Annotated in this window: 16 protein-coding genes and 1 tRNA gene; 12 read left to right on the top strand and 5 right to left on the bottom strand. The window is 72.1% G+C overall.

Annotated features, from left to right (window positions below; translation table 11 throughout):
• The first annotated feature begins 35 nt into the window (after positions 1-35).
• Positions 36-109: transfer RNA gene (locus BH708_RS18005), tRNA-Leu, on the top strand.
• A 133-nt stretch (positions 110-242) separates the two neighbouring features.
• Positions 243-974 (top strand): YggS family pyridoxal phosphate-dependent enzyme, encoded by a 732-nt coding sequence (locus BH708_RS18010; RefSeq protein WP_076811582.1) that lies wholly within the window; start codon positions 243-245, stop codon positions 972-974.
• A 68-nt stretch (positions 975-1042) separates the two neighbouring features.
• Here BH708_RS18010 and BH708_RS18015 read toward each other — a convergent pair whose 3' ends face one another.
• Positions 1043-2134: an ROK family transcriptional regulator gene (locus tag BH708_RS18015; protein WP_076810342.1), complete on the bottom strand. Its 1092-nt coding sequence runs from the start codon at positions 2132-2134 to the stop codon at positions 1043-1045.
• 265 nt (positions 2135-2399) lie between these two features.
• On the opposite strand from BH708_RS18015, the gene BH708_RS18020 reads away from it, so the two are divergent.
• From BH708_RS18020 to cls, 4 genes are all read left to right on the top strand, one after another.
• On the top strand, positions 2400-3716 hold the full coding sequence (locus BH708_RS18020; RefSeq protein WP_076810343.1) for an MFS transporter: 1317 nt from the start codon (positions 2400-2402) through the stop codon (positions 3714-3716).
• A 163-nt stretch (positions 3717-3879) separates the two neighbouring features.
• Positions 3880-5013 carry a PLP-dependent aspartate aminotransferase family protein gene (locus BH708_RS18025; protein WP_076810344.1) on the top strand — a complete coding sequence of 378 codons (1134 nt, stop codon included), beginning with the start codon at positions 3880-3882 and terminating at the stop codon, positions 5011-5013.
• A 165-nt stretch (positions 5014-5178) separates the two neighbouring features.
• Entirely contained in the window at positions 5179-6096 is a 918-nt protein-coding gene (locus BH708_RS18030; protein WP_076810345.1) for a Bax inhibitor-1/YccA family protein, read from the top strand.
• A 102-nt stretch (positions 6097-6198) separates the two neighbouring features.
• Positions 6199-7686, top strand: coding sequence for a cardiolipin synthase (gene cls, locus BH708_RS18035; RefSeq protein WP_076810346.1), 1488 nt, complete (start codon positions 6199-6201; stop codon positions 7684-7686).
• A 19-nt stretch (positions 7687-7705) separates the two neighbouring features.
• Here cls and BH708_RS18040 read toward each other — a convergent pair whose 3' ends face one another.
• Together BH708_RS18040 and BH708_RS18045 are read right to left on the bottom strand one after the other, a co-directional pair.
• Positions 7706-8539 carry a hypothetical protein gene (locus BH708_RS18040; RefSeq protein WP_076810347.1) on the bottom strand — a complete coding sequence of 278 codons (834 nt, stop codon included), beginning with the start codon at positions 8537-8539 and terminating at the stop codon, positions 7706-7708.
• Between the two features lie 36 nt (positions 8540-8575).
• Positions 8576-9502: a hypothetical protein gene (locus BH708_RS18045; RefSeq protein ID WP_076810348.1), complete on the bottom strand. Its 927-nt coding sequence runs from the start codon at positions 9500-9502 to the stop codon at positions 8576-8578.
• 254 nt (positions 9503-9756) lie between these two features.
• Here BH708_RS18045 and thiD point away from each other — a divergent pair, with 254 nt between their 5' ends.
• Positions 9757-10632, top strand: coding sequence for a bifunctional hydroxymethylpyrimidine kinase/phosphomethylpyrimidine kinase (gene thiD / locus BH708_RS18050; RefSeq protein WP_076810349.1), 876 nt, complete (start codon positions 9757-9759; stop codon positions 10630-10632).
• A gap of 34 nt (positions 10633-10666) precedes the next feature.
• Here thiD and BH708_RS18055 read toward each other — a convergent pair whose 3' ends face one another.
• Entirely contained in the window at positions 10667-11878 is a 1212-nt protein-coding gene (locus tag BH708_RS18055; RefSeq protein ID WP_076810350.1) for a glycoside hydrolase family 3 N-terminal domain-containing protein, read from the bottom strand.
• 76 nt (positions 11879-11954) lie between these two features.
• On the opposite strand from BH708_RS18055, the gene BH708_RS18060 reads away from it, so the two are divergent.
• The 5 genes from BH708_RS18060 to BH708_RS18080 all read left to right on the top strand — a co-directional run bounded on the left by BH708_RS18060 (position 11955) and on the right by BH708_RS18080 (position 18007).
• Entirely contained in the window at positions 11955-12542 is a 588-nt protein-coding gene (locus tag BH708_RS18060; RefSeq protein WP_076810351.1) for a hypothetical protein, read from the top strand.
• Positions 12539-14749 (top strand): prolyl oligopeptidase family protein, encoded by a 2211-nt coding sequence (locus BH708_RS18065; protein WP_076810352.1) that lies wholly within the window; start codon positions 12539-12541, stop codon positions 14747-14749. Before BH708_RS18060 ends, BH708_RS18065 begins: the two co-directional genes overlap by 4 nt.
• Positions 14749-15396: a DinB family protein gene (locus tag BH708_RS18070; protein ID WP_083713787.1), complete on the top strand. Its 648-nt coding sequence runs from the start codon at positions 14749-14751 to the stop codon at positions 15394-15396. The genes BH708_RS18065 and BH708_RS18070 overlap by 1 nt, the downstream gene beginning before the upstream one ends.
• An 11-nt stretch (positions 15397-15407) precedes the next feature.
• Positions 15408-16781: an alpha/beta hydrolase gene (locus BH708_RS18075; protein WP_076810353.1), complete on the top strand. Its 1374-nt coding sequence runs from the start codon at positions 15408-15410 to the stop codon at positions 16779-16781.
• A gap of 350 nt (positions 16782-17131) precedes the next feature.
• On the top strand, positions 17132-18007 hold the full coding sequence (locus tag BH708_RS18080; RefSeq protein WP_157236048.1) for a hypothetical protein: 876 nt from the start codon (positions 17132-17134) through the stop codon (positions 18005-18007).
• A 91-nt stretch (positions 18008-18098) separates the two neighbouring features.
• Here the strand turns inward: BH708_RS18080 and BH708_RS18085 are convergent, their stop codons facing one another.
• Positions 18099-19535: a DUF2079 domain-containing protein gene (locus BH708_RS18085; RefSeq protein ID WP_253705393.1), complete on the bottom strand. Its 1437-nt coding sequence runs from the start codon at positions 19533-19535 to the stop codon at positions 18099-18101.
• Positions 19536-19611 lie beyond the last annotated feature (76 nt).

Consider the following 19611-nt stretch of genomic DNA (forward strand, 5'->3'; position numbering starts at 1 on the left):
CATAAAGTGACGATGCTGCCGGACACCACGGCGTCGCCCCCATAGCCCAATCGGCAGAGGCGGCCGACTTAAAATCGGCGCAGTGCGGGTTCGAGTCCCGCTGGGGGCACGGAAGAATCGTTGTGCACCCACGACGGCCAGGCCCACGACATCAGGCAGGACGGGGCCCGGTGCCCCGCGCCTCCGGGCCGATCCCCGCGCCTCCGGGCCGATCGTCACGGATCCGGGCCACAATGGAGGCCATGACCGAGACCTCCGCCGCCGATCAGCTCACCGCCCGCCTCGACGACGTGCTCTCCCGTCTCGATGCCGCAGCCGCCCGCGCCGGCCGGGGCGGCCGGGAGATCACGGTGCTGCTGGCCACCAAGACCCGCACGCCCCAGGAGATCGCCACCGTCATCGATCTGCTGCGCGAGCGGGGGCGACCGATCGTCGTGGGGGAGAACCGGGCCCAGGAGATCTCCAAGCACACCGACCCGCTGCTGGCGGACAACGGGGTGCCGCGGCACTTCATCGGGCGCCTGCAGACCAACAAAGCCCGCGACGTGGTCGCCTTCGCCGAGACGATCCACAGCGTGGACCGCGAGGACATCGCCGATGCGCTCGAGCGTCGGGCCGGGATGGCTGGCCTGAGGCGGGACGTGCTGGTGCAGGTCAACACCTCGGGGGAGGAGTCCAAGGGCGGGTTCGCCCCGGCCCTGGAGGCCGTCGGCCCGATCATCGAGCGGCTGCGGGCCGGCGAGGGCCTGCGGCCCGTCGGCCTGATGACGATCGGCGCCAACACGGACGACGCGGGTGCCGTGCGCGCTTCGCTGCGCACCCTGCGGCAGCTGCGCGACCAGGCGCGCGCCGAGCTCGACGTGCCGGAGCTGGAGCACCTGTCGATGGGGATGAGCGGGGACCTCGACATCGCCGTCGAGGAGGGGGCGACGATCGTGCGCGTCGGCTCGGCGATCTTCGGCCCCCGGCCCTGATCCGATGTCCCTCCGACGGTGCTCTCCCGGGGGCCTGTCGCCGCGGCCCCTGACCTCTCGGCGTCGCCTCAGCCGGGGCCGACGAGTGCCTGCGGCAGTCCGTACTCGTGCTCGAGCACCTCGCAGGCCGAGCCGACGGCGATCAGGTCCGTGCCCCGGGTGGAGAGCATGACCTCGACGTGGACCCAGGGCTCGGCCTGCAGGCTCTCCTCCAGCGCAGCGCGGATCGCGTCCATCGTGCGCTCGTGCTGGGCGTAGACCGACCGCCCGCCGAGCACGACCCGGTCCACGTCGACCAGCCGCACCAGATCCACCACCACCGTCGCCAGCACCTGGGCGGCGTACTCCTCGTCGCCCGCCTCCAGCGCGGCCTGGTGCTCGGCCTGGGCGCAGCCTCGTCGACCGCAGGTGCACGGGACCCCGTCGATGCGCACCACGGTGTGGCCGGCCTCGCCGGCGTGGGAGTGGGCGCCGCGCACGATCATGCCGCCCAGGCACAGGGCCGCCCCGAGCCCGTCCTCGACGAGCACGAGCGCGGCGTCGTCCAGCAGTCCGGGCTGCGACCACGCCTCGCCCACCAGGGCGGCCCGCGAATCGTGGTCCAGCAGCACCGGCAGGGACAGCTCCTGCGCCAGGAGCCGACGCAGCGGTGCCCCGCGCCACGGGTCGGGCTGGGCGCTGCCGCGGTAGACGCCTTCGGACCAGTCCACCGGTCCCGGCATCCCGACCCCGACGCCCAGCAGCTCGCCGGGGCCGACCCGGGCCAGGTCGCGCGCCTGCTCGGCCAGGGTCGCGATCAGCTCGTCGACCGGTTGCAGCCGCCCGATCTCCAGGTCGCGCCGCTCCAGGATCTCGCCGGTGAGGTCGACCACCACGCCGTGGACGCGGGAACGGGTCAGGTGCAGTCCGATCGCGCGTCGCGAGGAGGGGACGATGCGGTAGAAGGTGGTCGGCTTGCCGGGGCCCGCGGCGACCGTGCCGATCTCGGTGATCAGCCCGCGATCCATCAGCCGGCCCAGGATCTTCGAGATCGCCTGCGGCGTGACCTGCAGGGCCTGTGCCAGTCCCGCCCTCGAGACGGGATCGCCCCGCCGGGCGACGGCGAGGACGGCGGCGTCATGGGCGCCCGCCACACGGTCCAGGGGAGTGCTCTCTCTCACCTCGTCATCCTCCCACGCTGCTCGGGCGGGTCCGGGCCCGGCAGTGCCGTCGCCCGGCCTGCCGGCGCATCGTCGTTCCTGGACACGGCCCTGTGCGCGGCGCCGAGCATCACGTGGTGGCGGCCCGGGGTGCGCCGGTGCTCGGGCCTGTGACGCGGCTCCTGGTCGCCTCCCCCTTGACGTAACGCAACAGCGTTTGCTTACCTGTGCGTCGGGTCGATGGAGCCCGCCCGCCCTGCATGCTCCCGACAGTCGAGGACCAGCCATGACCACCATCGACGACACCCGCGCCGTCCCTCGGACCTCCGCACCCCTCTCGCCCGCCCGCCGCCGTCTGGCCCTGTTCGCCCTCGCCCTGGGTGGTTTCGGCATCGGAGCCTCGGAGTTCGTCTCCATGGGCCTGCTGCCGAACATCGCCGACGGCCTGCTGAGCGAGCGCATGGCCGTCGACCCCGAGGGCGGCATCGCCCAGGCCGGCCTGGCCATCTCCGCCTACGCCCTCGGCGTCGTCGTCGGCGCCCCGGTGCTCGCCCTGCTCTCGGTGCGCTGGAGCCGGTCGACCATGATCGTCGGCCTCGCCGTCGCGCTCGCGGCCGGCGCCGTCCTCTCCGCGCTCATGCCCACCTTCGAGCTCACCGTGCTCGCCCGCTTCCTCGCGGGGGTGCCCCACGGCGCGTACTTCGGCGTCGCCTCGCTGCTGGCCGCTTCGCTGATGGGGCCCGGCAACCAGGGCAAGGGCGTGGCGCTGGCGCTGTCCGGGCTCACCGTCGCCAACCTCATCGGCGTGCCCGTGCTGACCGCCGTCGGCCAGGCCGCCGGCTGGCGCGCCGTCTACCTGCTGATCGCCCTGATCTTCGTCGCCACGGTCACCGCGCTGCACCGGACGGTGCCGCGCGAGGAGAGGGTGGCCGGACGCCGCATGGCCGACGAGATCGTCGCCCTGCGCCGGGTGCAGCTGTGGATCATCATGGGCATCGCCGCGGTCGGTTTCGCCGGCGCCTTCGCCGTCTTCAGCTACGTCGCCGACATCACCACCAACGTCACCGGTGCCTCCGCGACCGCCGTTCCGTGGGTGCTGGCCGCCGCCGGTCTGGGCATGACCGTCGGCAACGTCATCGGCGGCGCCACCACCGACCGCTCCGTCAGCGCCACGCTGATGATCGGCTTCCCGCTGTACATCGCGGCGCTGGTGGGGCTGTTCCTGGTCTCCGGCGTCTCCCTGGTCGCCCTGCTCATCGCGTTCTTCCTGATGAACGCGGCCAACGCCTCGCTGAACCCGGCGATGCAGACCTGGCTGATCCGTGTCGCCCACCGCTCCGAGGTGCTCGGCGCGTCCCTGAACCACGCCGCCTTCAACGTCGCCAACGCCCTCGGTGCCGCCCTCGGCGGAGCCGTGATCGCCGCCGGCTTCGGCTACGAGGCGCCGATGGTGGTCGCGATCGTGCTCGCGAGCGTCGGCTTCGCGATGGTCTCCGCGACGCTGATCGCCCTGCGGGTGCGCGCTCGTCGCACCCGGGCCCTGCTGGCCCGCCACGAGGACACCCTCACCGGACAGATCCCGCGGGTCCCCGTCGGCGTCTGAGGCACGGAGCGGGCAGGACGCGGGCGCGTCGGCCGACGGGTGCCGTCACACTCGGTCATCCCGTGTGCGCATCCCGCTCCCGCGATGCCTACAGTGGAGCCGGCGTCGTCCGACGCCCCGGGCCGTTGACCGGCCCGCCCCGACGACTCCCTGGGGAGGCCCCGTGCGCGTCCAGACCGCCGCCGTGCAGACCCTGCGCCACCAGGAGCACGGCGCCGTCGTCCCCCCGGTGCACCTGGCCTCGACCTTCGAGCTCGACCCCGGCAGCGAGGACGGCGCCTACGCCTACCAGCGGGGCGGGAACCCCACCCGCGCACAGCTCGAGACCCTGCTGGCCACCCTGGACGGAGCCGCGCACGGCTTCGCCTTCGCCACCGGCATGGCCGCCACCGCCGCCGCGCTGTCCACGCTGACGGTGGGCGATGAGGTCATCCTCCCGGCCAGCGTCTACGGCGGCACCTATCGCTTCGTCGACCTGGTCCTGCCCGGTCGTGGCGTCACCGGTCGCTTCGTCGACGACCTCGGGGAGCTGACCGACGCGGACTTCACCCCGGCCACGCGGGCCGTGTTCGTGGAGACGCCCGCCAACCCCACGCTGCGGATCACCGATCTGCGCCGCCTCATCGACCTCGCCCACCGCCACGACGCCCTGGTGATCGTGGACAACACCTTCATGACCTCCCTGCTGCAGCGACCGCTGGAGCTGGGGGCCGACGTCGTCGTCCAGTCGGCCACCAAGTTCCTCGCCGGACACTCGGACCTCCTGGCCGGCGCGATCACCACCGATGACGCCCACCTCGCCGAGGCCTTCGCGCTCGCGCAGAAGGCCCAGGGCGGGGTGCTCTCCCCGGGGGATTCCTTCCGCCTGATCCAGGGCATCAAGACGATGCCGCTGCGGCTCGAGCGCCAACAGGACAACGCCCGGGCGATCGTGCAGCACCTGCGCGGTCACGACGACATCGCCGGCGTCCGGTTCCCGGGCTCCCACAGCGACCAGGAGGCGAGGACCCACGCCTCCCAGGCCACCGGCACCGGGGCGGTGCTCTCCTTCGAGCTCGCCCCCGGCAGGGACCGGGTGGCCTTCCTGCGCGCCCTGCGCTATCCCGGCTTCGCCGTCAGCCTCGGCGGCGTCGAGACCCTGATCTGCCGCCCCGCCACCATGACCCACGAGGCCATGACCCCGGAGGCGCGCGAGCGCGCCGGCATCTCCGATCAGCTGCTGCGGCTCGCGGTCGGGATCGAGGATGTGCGCGACCTGATCGAGGACCTGGACCAGGCTCTTCTCGCCTCCCGGTGACCGCGCGGAGCGCATTCTGCGGGCCAAACCCGGCGCATCTCGCTGAGAGCGCAGAGCACATCCAGCTCGGACACGGGAAACCCCGTTAAGGTAGTGCCGTCGGCGCGCCGGGGACCGTCCTGCGTTCCCCGACGTCGGCCCACCATCTCTTTCGTGAGGAGCGCCATGGCACGCCACAACATCGTGTTCGGACGCGACCAGGCTGTTCAGCAGGGGCGGAACTATCGCGGCCCCCAGTTCGGCCAGTCGCAGGACGGACCTCCGCCCGGGACCCAGTGGTCCACCGACTTCGGGGGGACGGCCACCGCAGCGCCGGCCGCCGGCCAGCAGAGCGCCGAGTCGCTCGAGGCTCTGTACGCCCGGCCCGCCGCGACCGGGCACGACACCGGCCGGATGTCGATGCGGGACGCCCTGAACGCGATCACGGCGACCCTCGGCACCATCGTGGTCGTCGGCTTCGCGGTCGGCGTGACCCCGGGTGCGCTGGGCATCATCGCCGGCGAGCAGGGCGTCGCGATCGGGCTGACCGTCGCGATCGCCGCGCTGTTCATCGGTCTGGTCGGCGGCCTGGTCACCGCGCTGATCAACATCTTCAAGAAGAAGCCCTCGCCGATCCTGGTGCTCGCCTACGCGGTGTTCGAGGGTCTGCTGCTGGGCGGCCTCACCGCCATGCTGGGCCAGCAGTTCCCCGGCATCGGCCTGCAGGCCGTGGTCGGCACGCTCGCCGTCGCGGGGTCCGTGCTGGTCATGTTCCGCCTCGGAGTGCTGCGCACCTCCCCGGTGCTGAACAAGATCTTCATGGTCGCGATGGTCGCCTACCTGCTGTTCGGCATCGTCAACATCGGTTACGTGTTCATGACCGGCGGCAGCCTGCGCGACGGGGTCCTCGGCCTGGTCATCGGCGGTCTGGCCGTGGTCATGGCCTCGTACTCGCTGGTGATGGACTTCGAGGACGTCCAGCGCGCCGCGAACTCGGCGATGCCGCGCGTGTACGCCTGGCGCTGCGCCTTCGGGCTCGCGGTCACCATGGTGTGGCTGTACGTCGAGATCCTGCGGATCATCGCGATCCTTCGCGGCGACTGACAGCGGCTCCGGACGCCGCACGGCGCCCACCCGTATGCTGACGCGGCGGGCCCCCTTCCTGGGGGCCCGCCGTTCCGCGTCCGGGAGGAAAGGGGACCGACCATGGCCGAGGTGTGGCAGTGGCTGCTCGACCACGGGGTGGTCGTCGGCACGTACACGTTCCTGGTGATCGACGTGTTCCTGCGGATCCTCGGACTGATCCTGGTGCCCCGCAACCGACGCCCCGGATCGGCGCTGGCCTGGCTGCTGGCCATCATGGTGCTCCCGATCATCGGCTTCCCCCTCTATCTCCTGCTGGGCAAGGCGGAGCTGCCGCGCAAGCGGCGCGAGAAGCAGAAGGTCATCAACCGGCTGATGCACGTGCGGGCCCACGACATCGTCGACAGCGAGCTCGACGCCGACGCCCCCAGCTGGCTGCAGTCCGCGGTGAACCTCAATCGGGAGCTCGGGGCGTTCCCGCTGACGGGCAACAATTCCGTGGACCTGGAGATCGACTACGACGCCTCGATCGCCCGCATGGCCGCGGACATCCGCACCGCCCGGCACGACGTGAACGTGCTGTTCTACATCATGACCCGGGATGCGGTCACCGAGGACTTCTTCGACGCCCTCGGCGAGGCCGCGCAGCGAGGGGTCGTCGTGCGGGTCCTGTACGACCATCTGGGCTCGCTGATGCACGGATCGGCCTACCGATCGATGCGTCGCTTCCTGGACTCCCACGGCATCGAGCATCATCCGATGATGCCGATCAAGCCGTTCAGCGACGGTGCCTTCCAGCGTCCGGATCTGCGCAATCACCGCAAGCTGCTCATCGTGGACGGCCAGATCGGGTGGATGGGCAGCCAGAACATGATCGCCGCCCACTACGACAAGCGCTCCAACATCCGCCGTGGCCTGCACTGGCAGGAGACGATGGCGCGGCTGCGCGGACCGATCGTCGCCGAGATGAACCTGTTGTTCGCCACCGACTGGTTCTATGAATCCGCCGAGCTGATCAGCGAGGACGAGCTGCTGCAGGCCCCGGCCGACACCTCCGGCACCTACGAGTGCCAGCTCGTCCCCAGCGGCCCCGGCTACGTCTTCGAGAACAACCTGGCGCTGTTCAACCAGCTGTTCTATTCGGCAGAGCACCGTATCAGCGCCGTCAGCCCCTACTTCGTGCCCGACGAGTCGATGCTCGCCGCGCTGGTGACCGCCGCTCGCCGCGGGGTCGACGTGGAGCTGTTCGTCTCCGAGATCGGGGACCAGTTCCTGGTCTTCCACGCCCAGCGCTCGTACTACGACGCGCTGCTGGCGGCCGGGGTGCGGATCTGGCTGTACCAGGCGCCGACGATCCTGCACGCCAAGCATGTGACCATCGACGACTCGGTGACGGTGATCGGCTCCTCGAACATGGACATCCGCTCGTTCCTCCTGGACATGGAGAGCTCGATGATGATCGGCGGCACCGACTTCATGGCGAAGATGCACCAGGTCGAGGACGTCTACCGCTCCCGCAGCCGGGAGCTCACCCGGGACGAATGGGAGCGGCGTCCGGTGCCCATGCGCCTGCTGGACAACCTCTGCCGTCTCGCCTCGGCGGTCGTCTGACCGCCTCGGCCGCGAGCACTCAGCCCGACAGGCCGGTCACGGACGCGTAGGCCTTCTCGACCGCTTCCTCGTGCTCGGTGACGCCCACGGCGGTGTCCGTCACGAACGCGCTCGGCCCCTGATCGGTGTCCAGCACCACGACCACGATCTCGGTGGCGTCGGTCTTCTCGAGGTCGTCGGAGCCGAAGTTCACCACCGCCCGGGTCTCGTACCCGGGCATCCCGGCGATCGTGACGGGCTTGGTGGTCTCGTCGTCCCAGGTGCGCTCGCGGGCCTTCTCGCCCCAGTTGCCGTCGGTGAAGAAGCACTTCGCGATCTTCTGCGAGGCGACCTCGTTGCCGGGGTACTCGACGCCCGGCTGCCACTCGACCTCCCCGACGGTCATGGTCGAGATCCAACCCTCCTCGACCTTGCCGTACGCGGTCTGGGTGTCATTGAGGAAGTAGACGAACCCCTCGGATTCGCGCCCGGTGTACGCGGCCGGGGGGATGAACTCCAGGCCGCCGCCGCGGAGCTTGCCGGAGGGGTTCTTCGAGGTCCGCTCGTACGCCGGCGACCAGCACCGCTCCTCGACGACCGTCGTCGACGCCTCGCCCGTCGGCTCCTCGGCGGTCGCATCGTCGGACGCCGTGTCCTCGGGATCCTCTGCGGTCTCCGAGGTCGCCGCAGTGGTCTCGTCGCCCCCTCCGCCGAGGAGGGTCGGGCGTAGCACCAGGTATCCGACGGTGGCGCCGACGATCAGCAGGAAGACGATGGCGAAGGCGATGCCGCCGATCAGCAGCGCGCCGCCGCGCCCACCGCCCGGGCCGGGGGTCGGCGGCTGGGGCGAGGTGAACTGCTCTCCGGTGTGCACGGGCTGCTCCTTGGGGGTGCGGTACGCGTCAGGGCGTCACTCGACGACCTCGAGGCTCGCGATGATGTCCTCGAGGTCCTGGACGTGCTCGGGCTGGTCGGCCGCGACGTCGCTGGCCAGGGCGCTGGGCCCGTTCGGGCCATCGACGACGATCGACGTCACGACCGAGGCCTTGGTGGTATCGAGGATCTCGGGATCCTCGAAGTGGTAGGTGGCCTGCACGATCCATGCCGTGTGGCCGTCGACCGTCGTGACCTCGGAGCGGTAGTCCGTGACCTTCGGATGGTCGCCGAAGTAGTCGACGACGCCCGAGGTGGTCGCATAGCACTGGAAGAGAGCGACCGCGGCCGCCTCCATCCCGGGATAGCCGCCCTCCTCCTCCGGCCAGCTGACCTTGCCGAGATTCACGACGCTGTACCAGTTGCCCTCGACGGGGCGCGCCTGCGCGTCGACCTCGGTGAGATAGGGCAGGGAGGAGGGGCCCCAGGGGAAGTCCCAGGTCTCCGGGACCGTGTACTGCAGGTCGCCACCTCGGATCGTGCCCGGATCTGCCGCCTTCGCGGGCTCCGGGGCGGAGGGCATCGTGCACTCGGTGGTGGGCTTCTCGGTGAAGATCGGCGGGGGAGGGGCGATGTCGGGGTCCTGCGGGTCCGGCACGTACTCCGACTGGCCCTCGGCGGAGCGCTCGCCGGTCTTGTACGCCTGGGGGTCGTCCTCCAGGGCCGAGCGGAACACCGTCTGCGACAGGACCAGGGCGACGACGGCGAGCAGCACGACGCCGGAGCCGACGACGGCCAGCACCGTGGCCAGGGCCCGATGCCGAGCGCGCTCATCGGGCTCGCCGAGCGGCCCCCCGCGGTCGGGGGTCTCGTGGTCGGGCAGGCGCCCTGGGTCGGCCCCGGTGAAATCGGGCAGGGGGGAGCCCGTCGGCTGCTGGTCGCCGCCGTGCGGATCCTGTGTCATCGCCACCTCCCCGGCGCGGAGGGCCCCGAGCCCCCGCGGGAGGCTCGCTCCCGTCGAAGGTCTCGTCCCCGTCGAGGGTCTCGTCCCCGGGTGATTCTCGCACGCCCCGCCGGCGTGCACCGTCACAGCATAAGGACTCCGGCGAGGGGTCCGCGTGATCTGCCAGGGGGTGTCCGGGCCCCCTTGATACCCTCCCGGGACACGGTCACGGGTGCCCTCCGCCCCGGTTCCGGCCCCCGACGGATGGAGTTCGCATGCGCCCACCCCTGGTCCTCACGATCGCCGGCTCCGACGCCGACGGCGCCTCCGGCATCCAGGCGGATCTGAAGACGTTCACGGCGCTCGGGGCCTACGGGGCCTCCGCGGTCACCATGGTCGCCGCGGTGAACACCCGCGAGCTCATCGGGACCCACTACCTCCCGGGCGACGTCGTGCGCAGCCAGATCGACGCGGTCGCGGCGGACCTCCTGCTGGACGTCACCAAGATCGGCGCCCTGGGCAGTGCCGCCGTGGTCGAGGCGGTCGCCGGGGCGGTCCGTGAGCACCGAGGGCGTCTGGGACGCCTCGTCCTGGACCCCGTGATGGTCTCCAGCGACGGCGCGCCGCTGATCTCCGCCGAAGGGGCGCGGGCCCTGCGCAGCACGCTCGTGCCGCTGGTGGACATCCTGACGCCGAACATGGCCGAGGCCGCCCAACTGCTCGGCCGACCGCTGGCCACCTCGATCGACGAGATGCGCGAGCAGGCCCTCGCGCTGCAGGAGCTGGGCCCGACCGCCGTGCTGATCACCGGAGGTCGGCTGGAGGCCGAGGACGCGGTCGACGTCCTCGTCCATCCCGGCGGCACGGACCTGCTGCGCGCGGACCGGGTGCCGGGACGGCGGGTGCGCGGTGCCGGGGCGACGCTCTCGGCCGCGATCGCGGCGCAGCTGGCCCGCATCGAAGAGTTCGACCGCGCCGGGGAGCTGGGGGACATCGGTGGAGAGGGGGCCGACGACGACCTGGTCACGATCGTGGCCTCGGCCCGCGAGTTCCTCGCCAGCGCCATCGAGAACGCGGGGGAGTGGAAGATCTCCCGCACCCGCGGCGGATACCACCCCCTGAACCACCTCATCACCCTCGACAAGCAGTAGGGGCCCATCGCGCAGTAGGGGCCCACCGCGTCGATCAGCGCTCGAGCAGCCCCAGGTCCTCCTTCAGCGAGAGCATGCGCGCGGCGGACTCGCGCACCCGCTGCTCGTTCTCCGGCCCTGCGGCGGCCCAGTCCTCGATCGCGTCGACCAGTTGGCCGGTGATCGAGGGGTCCGCCGTCACGAGCACATCGCCGCCCGCCTCGAGCAGCCGGGTGGCCCGCTCGGCGACCGGGACGGCCGCGACGGCCTTCGCGTTGCCGATGTCGTCGGTGATCACGAGCCCGTCGAAGCCCATCCGGTCACGCAGCAGATCCTGGATCGCGACACGGGAGAACATGGCCGGGACGTCGGCCTCGAGCTGCGGGTAGATCGCCGAGGACATCATCACCAGGCCGGCGCCGGCATCGATCCCGGCGGCGAAGGATTCCAGGAACGGATCGTCCATCCCGGTGACCGGGTCCTCGATCCCCTCGGCCGAGAAGTCGGTGTTCTGCTCCACCCGTCCCAGGCCGGGGAAGTGCTTGAGAGTCGCGGCCACGCCCTGGGCGTCGAGCGCCTCGACCGCCGCGGCGACGCACTCTCCGACCTGTTCAGGGTCCGTGCCGAAGCCGCGGTCGAGCCCGCCGACCGGTTCGTTGGCATCGCCCAGGTCGGGGTCGACGACGTCGGCGACGGGGGAGAAGGCGACCTGGATGCCGCGCGCGGCGAGGTCCTCCCCGATGGTCGTGTAGGCCTCGGTGACGGCGGCGGGCCCCTCGGCGCCGAGCTCCTCCGCCGACGGGGTGCGCCGAGCGGCCTCTCCGCGCAGCATCCGCACCTCGCCGCCTTCCTGGTCGACGGCGATCAGCGGGGGCAGGTCCTGCCGCGAGCTCTCCCGGGCGGCGGCCACGGTGTCGTCGACCGCGGTGGCGCTCTCCCACACCTGCAGCAGGAAGACCCCGGCGGCGTGATGCTCGGTGAGCACGTCGGCGGGGAACTCGGTGCCCGCGGCGATGCCGACCAGCACCAGCTGTCCGGCCAGCTCGCGGGAGGGGAGATCCTCCAGCAGCAGCTCGGCGGCCGAGGGCGGCTCCGAGGTCTCCTCGACCCGTCCTTCGTCGGCCGACTCCTCGGCCTGGCCGTCGCCGGTCTCCTCGGGGTCGGCCGCTCCGGTCCGCTCCGGATCGGCCTGCGGGTCCTCGTCCTGCTCGGTGCAGGCGGCGAGCGCGGCCACGGGGGCCAGGGCCAGGAGGTGTCGTCGGCGCATGGCGCCAGTGTTCCACGCCGCGGCGACCTCCAGGAACTGGTGACCTGCGGCACGACCAGCCCCGTAGGCTGGGGCCATGAGCACCGAGACCTCGCCCCGGGAGCACCCTCGGGCTGCGGCGATCGAAACGGCGACGGGCACCTCGCTGGGGACCTGGGTCCAGCGGATCGACGGGGCCGACGGCCGGACCCTCGACCACACCGCCATCGCCCGGCTGCTTCCTGAGCGCTGGGAGATCTCCGAATGGTGGGCTCAGGGCGTCACCGTCGCCTACGAGCAGGTGATCGGCCGTCGCGTCGTCGGGCAGAGCAGCGCCGGCGACTTCGCGGCCTCCGCCTCCAGGACCGTCGCCGGCGACATGGACCGGGCGCGCGATGCCTGGGACGCGCACCTCACTCCGCAGCGCCGGGAGGAGCTCGGACTCGAGGAGCCGACCCTGACCGCCACCGACACCTGGAGGTACTGGCGCGCCACCGTGGCCGACGGCAGCCGGCTCAGCGTCAACATCACCACCAAGGACCATCACGACGGGGCCGCCCGCAGCACGGTGGGTCTCGAGCACAAGGGCATCGTGACCGCCGCAGCCCGCGACGCCTGGAAGGACATCTGGAGGGCGGTCCTGACGGAGTTCGCCGCCGACATCGCCGAGAAGGAGCATCCATGACCGACCCCGCCTCGCAGACCCATGCCTCGCAGGACCCCGCCGCGCAGCGCACCCTGACGCCGTCCCTGCCCGCCTCCGACGGCAGCGCCGACCCCCACCAGTGGCTCGAGGAGGTCACCGGCGAGGACGCCCTGGCCTGGGTCCACGAGCGCAATGCCCGCGCGGAGTCCGAGCTCGAGCAGGTGGTCGATCCGCGCGACGCGGACGGGGCGCCGCTGGCCGCCACGTTGCAGCGGGAGATCCTCGAGATCCTCGACGCCAAGGACAAGATCCCCGGCGTCGTGATGCGCGGCGACCATCTGTACAACTTCTGGACCGACGCCGAGCACGAGCGGGGTCTCTGGCGCCGCACGACGCTCGAGTCCTACCGCGGCGAGGACCCAGAATGGGAGATCCTGCTGGACCTCGATGCGCTCAACGAGGCCGAGGGTGAGGACTGGGTGTGGCACGGTGCGAGCCTGCTGCGGCCGGCAGGTCACGCCGAGGGAGAGCCCTACCGCCACGCCCTGGTGGACCTCTCCCACGGCGGCTCCGATGCCGACGTCACCCGCGAGTTCGACCTCGAGACCCTCTCCTTCGTGCCCGAGTCCGCGGGCGGCTTCGTCCGCCCCGAGGCGAAGGGCGGTCTGAGCTGGATCGACGCCGACACCGTCTGGGTCTCCACCGACTTCGGCGAGGACACCATGACCACCTCGGGGTACGCCCGGCAGGCACGGCTGTGGAACCGCGGCACCGCGCTGTCCGACGCGCACCTGGTCCACGAGATCCCCGCGGAGGACATGGCGGTCTTCGCCGCCCACGACTCCACCCCCGGCTGGGAGCGCGACTGGGTGATCGAGGCGCACGCCTTCTACGACTCCACCATGCACGTCGTCGACCGCACGACGCAGCCGCCGGAGCTGACCCGGGTCGACGTCCCCCGCGACCTCGAGGCCAGCGCCCACCGCGACCTGGGGATCTTCCATCCCCGCAGCGACTGGGACGTGGCGGGATCGACCTTCCCCGCGGGGTCCCTCGTCGTCGGCGACTTCGCCCGCTTCCAGGCCGGCGAGCCCGAGCTGCACATGCTGTTCGAGCCCACCGAGACCACGTCGCTGGCGGACATGACCATCACCCGGTCGACGATCGTGCTGTCGATCCTCGAGGACGTGGTCCACCGCCTGGAGGTCCACTACCGCGACGAGCACGGTGCCTGGGTGCAGCAGGACCTCTACCCGGAGCTGCGCGGCTCGATCGGGGTGGCCGCGGTCGACGCCGACGTCGACGACCGGGTCTGGGTGACCGTCACCGGCTTCCTCGAGCCCACCACGCTGCAGCTGGGCGACCTCGCGGAGATCCCGACCGACGGGGAGGCGGGCGACCTCGACGTCATCAAGACCACTCCCGCGCGCTTCGACGCGGAGGGACTGGACGTCAGCCAGCACTTCGCGACCAGCGACGACGGCACCCGTGTCCCCTATTTCGAGATCTCCCGCCAGGACCGGGCGGAGGCCGAGGCCCCCGTGCCGACCCTGCTGTACGGCTACGGCGGCTTCGAGATCTCCCTGACCCCCGGCTATCTGGGGGCGATCGGGAAGGCCTGGCTGGAGCGCGGCGGCACCTACGTGCTGGCGAACATCCGCGGCGGCGGCGAGTACGGACCGACGTGGCACCAGGCGGCGCTGACCGAGAACCGCCACCGGGCCTATGAGGACTTCTCCTCGGTCGCGAAGGACCTCGTCGAGCGCGACGTGACCGACCGCGACCATCTCGCCGTGCGCGGCGGCTCCAACGGCGGTCTGCTCACCGGCAACATGGTCACCCGGTATCCGGAGCTGTTCGGCGCGGTCGTCATCCAGGTCCCGCTGCTGGACATGAAGCGGTACTCGCACCTGCTGGCCGGGGCGTCCTGGATGGCGGAGTACGGCGATCCGGACACCGACGACTGGGAGTTCGTGCGCACCTTCAGCCCCTACCACCTGCTGGCCGAAGGGACGGATTACCCGCCGACGTTCCTGCTCACGTCCACTCGGGACGACCGTGTCCACCCCGGCCACGCCCGCAAGTTCGCCGCCGCCATGGAGTCGCTGGGGGCCGACGTGCGCTCGTGGGAGAACACCGAGGGCGGGCACGGCGGCGCGGCCACCAACGAGCAGGCCGCCCGCATGAACGCCCTGATGTACACCTTCCTGTGGAACACCGTCGGCGACGTCGGCGGACAGCGCTGATGAGTCCGAACCACCGCGCGGACCCGCCGGGGACCCTCGCCCCGGTGTCCGCCGACGCTCCCGACGAGCTCGACGTCCTGGTGGACCGGCTGGCCGATGAACAGGCGTCGACGGCGGCCTCCGAGGCCCGGGGGCCGTCCGACGGTGCGGGCCGACCCGAGCCGCCGTCGGTCGCCGATGAGATGGCCACTCTCGAGGGTTTCCTCGACTTCCTGCGCGCGACGATCCGGTGGAAGGTCGAGGGACTGAGCGACGAGCAGGCCTCGGCCCGGATGCTCGGCTCCGCCACGACGGTGACAGGGATGGTGCGCCATCTGGCGGACACCGAGCGCTACTGGTTCCGGCAGATCCTCGGCGCCGTCCCGGTCGACGAGGTCGGCTATGCCTGGGAGGACGGATCGGGCCCGTCCCACGCCTGGGAGATGGACGGCGGCGCCTCCCTCGCCGGGGCGCTCGAGGACTACGAGGCCGCGACCCGGCTCTCCCGGGCCCAGCTGCTCGGCCGTGACGTCGAGGAGGAGCTGCGCGGCAGGCCCGAGGTGGTCACGGTGCGCTGGGTGCTCACCCACATGGTGGAGGAGACCGCGCGCCACGCCGGGCAGCTCGATGTGCTCGCCGAGCTGCTGGACGGCCGGACCGGCGAGTGACTCCCGCAGCCATGCGATCCGTCGACCTCTTCGACCGTCCCGCGCAGGACGACCTCCTGCAGATCCGCAACGACCTGATGACGGTCTACCGCGAGTTCTCCGCCGCTGACCCGCGCCTGTTCCCTCTGCGCTACGCCCGCACGGTGCCGCGACGAGCCCGCCGTCCTGCAGCCGGGACGGGGGGAACCTCGCCGGCGGGGGCGCCGCCCCAGGTGCCCGTGCTGCTGATCCCCGACGGGCCGGGGCGGGGCTCGGTGCTGCCCTACGACGTGCTGCGTCGCGCGCTCGCCGGGCGCGGGCTCGATGTGCTGATGATGGAGCACCGCGGCGTCGGGCTGTCCCGTCTGGACTCCACCGGGGAGGACCTCCCGGCGTCCGTGATCTCCGTGCGCGAGGTCCTCGACGACCTGCTCGCGGTGCTGGACCACGCGCGGGTCCCTCGCGTCAGCGTCTACGGCGTCGGCTACGGCGCCTACCTCGCGCAGGCGCTGGCCGCCCTCCACCCCGGCCGGGTGCACTCGCTGGTGCTGGACTCGCCGCTGACCGGCGCCGACGACGAGCGTGTCGCGCAGGCGGCCCTGCGGGGCCTGTACTGGGAGGGCACCGAGCCGTCGACGTCGACGATCGCCTCCACGCTGCGACGCCTGGCCGCCGAGGGCGTGATCGACGCCCACCGCGCCGGGCCCGTGGTGCTCGCCGTCCACGAGCACGGCGGCCCCTCGGCGGTGCGCGACCTGGTGGACCTGCTCGCCCTGGGACGCGGACAGCTGACCTGGAACAGCGTGCGGCAGGTGCTGAACCAGGAATGGCTGCAGAACACGCCCTACGTGATGGAGTACGACCTCACGGCCCGGATCAGCCACAGCGAGCTCGGCCACGGCCACCACGCCGACGGCGGCCCGCTCGATCCGCTGGTGGTCGTCGGGCAGCAGGCCCGGGCGGTGCCGCCGTTCACGGGCGAGGTGCTGGATCTGCACCAGCTCGCCCCTGCGATCACGGCCCCGACCCTCGTCCTCACGGGCCGTCAGGACCTCGTCTCGCCACCCGTGATCGCGCGTGAGCTGGTGGCACGGATCCCCGGAGCGGATCTGCTGGAGGTGCCTCGGGCAGGGCATTCGATGCTGGACACCCGCAGTCAGATCACGCAGGTCGCCGCGCGCTGGAGCGCCTTCGGTGCGGCGCATCTGCTGCCGCAGTACGCCGCGGAGCTCACGGCTCTGCCGGCGACGCCGACGGACCAGGCGCTATCGCGGGGTCTGCAGATCGCCCTGGCCGTGGAGCGCTACTCCCCATGGCGGCTGTGGGTGGAGTCGGCGAAGGCGAAGCGGGAGCAGGCCCACGTCGACCCGCGGGCCCGCCGCACCCGTCACGTGAAGCTGGACTGACGGTGAGGATCTTCCGCCCGGTGGCCCGGCGGGGCGGAGCGGCGTGCCTCGTGGCCTGGCGGGGCGGAGCGGCGGACCGTGCGGTCTGACGTGTCGGATCACCCGGGTCCATTCGACGCGCCAGACCTCATGGTCCATATGCGATGGAGGGGTGCCGGTCATCGGCGTCGACCACCTACCCTGGACGAGGACGATCTGGCAGTACCGGCCGGGTGACACCTGCCGGTGTCGAGCGCAGCGATTGCGAGCGACAGCGCTCGCCCGGCAGTGCGATCAGGAGGGGACAGATGCGCAGGCGAGCTCTGGGTATCCGCAGCACCGAGCCGGTGTCCACGCGGGCACGGACGAGCGTGGCGCTGGCCGCGGGATGCGTGGTCGCTGTCGGGGGCCTGACGGGGTTCGGCGTCGCCGGGATCGGACCGCTGGACGCGCTCGCCGGGGGCTCCGGACCCTCCACCGAGAAGCCGCTGCGCGAAGCGGGCCCGTCGGACGGCGGCGGTGCCCCCGCGCCGAGCCCCGAGGACCTCGATCCCGTCACGAACACCCCCGAGGACCCGGCGACCGAGGACTCGGCGACGGAGGACCCAGCGACCGGGGACTCGGCGACGGAGGAACCGGTGACGGAGGACCCGGCGACCGAGGAGCCCACCGCGGAAGGGACCTCGGCTGCCGCCCCGGAGTCGACCACCGACCCGTCGGCACCCGAGCAGGACGGCACCGCCACCGGCACCGATGAGCCGACGCGTCCCTCCCAGGACGGCTCTGGGAACGGCCCCGGGGGAAGCACCGACGGAGGCGGCTGGCACGATGGCGGCGGTGCATCGGATGGCGGTGGCGCATCGGATGGCGGCGGTGCATCGGATGGCGGTGGCGCATCGGATGGCGGCGGTGCATCGGATGGCGGCGGCGCATCCGATGGTGGTGGTGCATCCGATGGTGGTGGTGCATCGGATGGCGGCGGTGCATCGGATGGCGGCGGTGCATCGGATGGCGGCGGCGCATCCGATGGTGGTGGTGCATCCGATGGTGGTGGTGCGTCCGATGGCGGGGGCGACAGCGACTGGACACCGCCCACGACGACCCCCGAGGACGACCCCGCGACCGACGTGCCGGGCGACGCCGAGGACGAGGCGACGTCGAGCGAGGAGCCGGATCCATCAGCCGGCGAGGACGCAGAATCGCCCGAGGCGACGTCTTCGCGCACACACGACCAGGGCAGCGACTGAGCCCTCCGCGTCCGGATCCGGTGGAAGCCACCGCTGAGCGACCGGCCCGTGCTGCCTCACCCACCGCCCGTGCTGCCTCACCCACCCCCGCTCACGCCCGGCAGGCCACCGAGAACCCGCCGTCGTCGAACACGGTCAGATAGTCGCCGCCCCAGGTCTGCTCCGCCCAGTCCGCGATGTCCCCCGGCGGGCGACCGTCCCAGGAGAAGGCGTACTCGTCGCTGAGCACGCAGTCGGGGACCCGCTGGTTGGGACCATGGATCCACTGCACGTCGTGGTCGGGGACCGCGTGGGCCATCAGCGTGATGTCCACGGCGAGCACGGTGCCATCGGGGACGGCCTCGAGCGCCGCGGCGGCCGGTTCGGCGCGCCAGGTCGGCTCCCACTGCGAGGGGCGCACGACGTCGAGCACCGGCATCGCCCCGCCGAGCACCAGAGTGACCGCGGCCGTGGCCGCGACCGCCGTGACGCGGACCCGGCGACCGGGGCGCGGGACGTCCCGGCGGAGGCCGGCCGTCGCCCTCCCGCCGCGACGGTCCCCGAGCGCGTCCAGCAGCGCCGCGAGCGCGATCGGCATCAGCACCGCGTCGTAGTGCCAGCCCCATTCCCAGTAGAACTCGACGGTGCCGGTGAAGCGCCATGCCAGCGTCGGGATCATGAGCAGGATCAGCGGGGAGCGGGCCCCGATGACGCCCGCGGCGAGCAGCAGCATCGCGACGGTCACCCACTTCACCGGGGGCCAGAACACCTCCAGCGGCGTCCCGAGGTTGTCCGTGTAGTCGTACTGCCCGGCGGTGTTCAGCAGCGGCAGGATCACGAACGTGGACAGCACGAACCAGCCCGCGCCCCACGCCGCCAGGCCGAGCCCCTCCCGCCGGTGGGCACGGTCCCGCAGCGCGATCAATCCGCCGAGCAGCGCGACGGTCAGCCCGAGATCCTCCTTGACCAGCACCAGCGGCGCCGCCCAGAGGACCGCGGCCAGCGAGCGGTCCCGCAGCAGGGCGGTCAGGGACAGGGCGAGCAATGGCACCGCGAACGCGATCTCGTGGAACTGCACTGCGGCGGCGGACTGCAGGCCGAAGGAGAACACGTAGGCCGCGCCGGCGAGCGATCCGAGGCCGGGGCCCAGCCGGTCGATCGCCAGACGGGTCAGCGGGATCGCCGAGACCGCGAACAGGAGCGCCTGGGTCCACAGCAGCGCTTCCCCGGAGGGCCAGACCCACCACACCGGGGCCAGCAGCACCAGGATCGGATGGAAGTGATCGCCCAGCAGGTTCACGGCGTCGCCCTTGATGGGGACGATCGGCGCCCGCAGCTCGCCGTAGGCCCTGGCCAGCTGCGTGAAGATCCCCAGGTCCCAGGACCGGGCGACGAGGTGGCGGAACTGCTGGCTGCCCAGCAGCCCGTACGCGAGCGCGGCGAGCACGGCCAGCGCCGGCGGGACCAGGCGCCGCGCCGTGGTGGGATCGGTGACGGGACGGTGCCCGAGCTCCGGCGGCGTCGTGGAGGCGTCGGCGGTGGGAGTCACGCAGGTGAGGGTATCGGTCACGGCCGGCGTCGCAACGCGTTCGAGATCCACCGATCGCAGCATTCGCCTGCGGATC

Origin of the sequence: Brachybacterium sp. P6-10-X1, assembly GCF_001969445.1 — a bacterium.
Lineage (GTDB): Bacteria > Actinomycetota > Actinomycetes > Actinomycetales > Dermabacteraceae > Brachybacterium.

Bases quoted from the DNA above. Each gene is read 5' to 3' on its own strand.
- cls (WP_076810346.1), top strand. From the start codon at position 6,199: ATGGCCGAGGTGTGGCAGTGGCTGCTCGACCACGGGGTGGTCGTCGGC.
- BH708_RS18075 (WP_076810353.1), top strand. From the start codon at position 15,408: ATGCGATCCGTCGACCTCTTCGACCGTCCCGCGCAGGACGACCTCCTG.
- BH708_RS18010 (WP_076811582.1), top strand. From the start codon at position 243: ATGACCGAGACCTCCGCCGCCGATCAGCTCACCGCCCGCCTCGACGAC.
- BH708_RS18070 (WP_083713787.1), top strand. From the start codon at position 14,749: ATGAGTCCGAACCACCGCGCGGACCCGCCGGGGACCCTCGCCCCGGTG.
- thiD (WP_076810349.1), top strand. From the start codon at position 9,757: ATGCGCCCACCCCTGGTCCTCACGATCGCCGGCTCCGACGCCGACGGC.
- BH708_RS18020 (WP_076810343.1), top strand. From the start codon at position 2,400: ATGACCACCATCGACGACACCCGCGCCGTCCCTCGGACCTCCGCACCC.
- BH708_RS18045 (WP_076810348.1), bottom strand. From the start codon at position 9,502: ATGACACAGGATCCGCACGGCGGCGACCAGCAGCCGACGGGCTCCCCC.
- BH708_RS18060 (WP_076810351.1), top strand. From the start codon at position 11,955: ATGAGCACCGAGACCTCGCCCCGGGAGCACCCTCGGGCTGCGGCGATC.
- BH708_RS18030 (WP_076810345.1), top strand. From the start codon at position 5,179: ATGGCACGCCACAACATCGTGTTCGGACGCGACCAGGCTGTTCAGCAG.
- BH708_RS18065 (WP_076810352.1), top strand. From the start codon at position 12,539: ATGACCGACCCCGCCTCGCAGACCCATGCCTCGCAGGACCCCGCCGCG.
- BH708_RS18055 (WP_076810350.1), bottom strand. From the start codon at position 11,878: ATGCGCCGACGACACCTCCTGGCCCTGGCCCCCGTGGCCGCGCTCGCC.